This is a genomic window from uncultured Caulobacter sp. (assembly GCF_937900395.1).
In the GTDB taxonomy this organism is placed as follows: domain Bacteria; phylum Pseudomonadota; class Alphaproteobacteria; order Caulobacterales; family Caulobacteraceae; genus Caulobacter.
The window spans coordinates 1-1,770 of the sequence record NZ_CALCDX010000049.1; the positions used below are offsets into that span (position 1 = coordinate 1).

Here is a 1,770-nt window from a genome sequence, read left to right on the forward strand (position 1 = left end):
CGCACAAGGGCCACCATGCTGTCGTCCAGAGGTTTCCAACGGGCGCGCCATAGCTCTACGGTGCGCGGATTGGCGTGAGTCTCTCGAGGGGGCGAGGCGAACTATGGCTTCGGTGACGATCTACGACGTCGCCGCGCGGGCGGGCGTCTCGATCAAGACCGTCTCGCGGGTGATGAACAAGGAGCCGAACGTCCGGCCCGCCATGCGCGACCGCGTGCTGCAGGCCGCCGGCGAGCTGGGCTACAGCCCCAACCTGTCGGCGCGCAGCCTGGCCGGCTCCCGCTCCTTCGTGATCGCCGTCTTCGTCGACGCCGCCCTGACCATCGATCATTGGCGCAGCGAGCGCGGCGCGGACTATCTGAGCCGCATCCAGCTGGGCGCGACGCTGGAATGCCGAGCGACCGGCTATCACCTGCTGATCGAGCTGATCGACCACGAAGGGCCGCAGGTCCGGCAGGAGGTCGCCGCCCTTCTCGCGGCCCTGAAGCCCGACGGCGTGATCCTGACGCCTCCGTCGTCCGATAATGCGGTGGTGCTGGAACTGCTCGACAAGGCCGGCACGCCCTACGTCCGCGTCGGCCCCGAGCGCGCCGAGGGCCTGGGCCCGCGCGTGCACATGGACGACGTCGCCGCCGCCCGCGAGATGACCGAGCACCTGATCGGCCTGGGCCACAAGCGGATCGGCTTCATCGTCGGCGAGCCACGCTATGGCGCCAGCCAGGCGCGGCGCGAGGGCTATCTGGCGGCCATGAGGGCCCATGGTTTGCCGGTCGCAGCGGGCTTGGTGCGCCAGGGCGACTTCACCTTCCAGTCCGGCATGGCCGAGGCTAAGGCGCTGTTGGCCCTGCCCGATCGCCCGACGGCGATCTTCGCCAGCAACGACGACATGGCCCTCGGCTGCGTCGCCGCCATCGCGGAGGCGGGCTTGATGACGCCGGGCGACGTGTCGGTGGCCGGCTTCGACGACAGCCCCAGCGCCCGCTTCAGCCGGCCTCAGCTGACGACCGTGCGCCAACCGGTGGCGGAGATGTCGTCCGTCGCCGCGAAACTGCTGATCGCCCAGGCCAAGACGAACGAGGCTGCGGAGCGTCCCGAAGACATTCTGCTGCCGTTCGAGCTGATCCACCGCGCCTCGACGGCGCCGCCCCCGCGCTAGAGCGCCTTATGGGGCGAGCCTGAGTTCGAGCGCGCCTAGGACCTCCGCCCTCAGCGCCCCGGTCGGGCGTAGGCCGCGATGCGCGCCTGGGCGGTGTGGACCGCGTTGTCTGCGAACGCGTCCTCGCCGGACAGCTGGCCGCGCGGCCGCACCGTCTCGCCGCCCAGGCGGAACGCGCCCACATGCTCCGACAGGTCGGACGCTTCGCCCCGAAGGGCCTGGGTGGCCTGGGTGGATTGGGCCACCATGGCCGCATTGCGCTGGGTGACCTGATCCAGCTGGTTCACGGCCGCATTGACCTGACCCAGAGCCGAGGCCTGCTCGCTGGTGGACGCCGCGATCGCCGTGATCATCTCGCCGATGCCGCCGACCTTCTCGACGATGCCGCGCAGCGCCCCGCCGGTCTGGCCCACCAGCTCGACGCCCTCGCCCACCTGGCGGCTCGACTCGGTGATCAGCGACTTGATTTCCTTGGCGGCCTCCGCCGAGCGCTGGGCCAGGGCCCGGACCTCTTGCGCCACAACCGCGAAGCCCTTTCCGGCGTCGCCCGCCCGGGCAGCCTCGACGCCCGCGTTCAGGGCCAGGAGGTTGGTCTGGAAGGCGATCTCGTCGAT

The 1,770-nt window shown here is 70.8% G+C and carries 2 protein-coding genes; one reads left to right on the forward strand and one right to left on the reverse strand.

Annotated elements, in window-relative coordinates:
• Positions 1–103: 103 nt before the first annotated feature.
• Positions 104–1,156, forward strand: a complete 1,053-nt coding sequence (locus Q0379_RS04405; protein ID WP_299004774.1) for a LacI family DNA-binding transcriptional regulator — start codon at positions 104–106, stop codon at positions 1,154–1,156.
• 50 nt (positions 1,157–1,206) lie between these two features.
• On the opposite strand, the gene Q0379_RS04410 is transcribed toward Q0379_RS04405, so the two are convergent.
• Positions 1,207–1,770: methyl-accepting chemotaxis protein (locus Q0379_RS04410; protein ID WP_299004777.1), on the reverse strand; the 564-nt coding region annotated here is incomplete at its 5' end.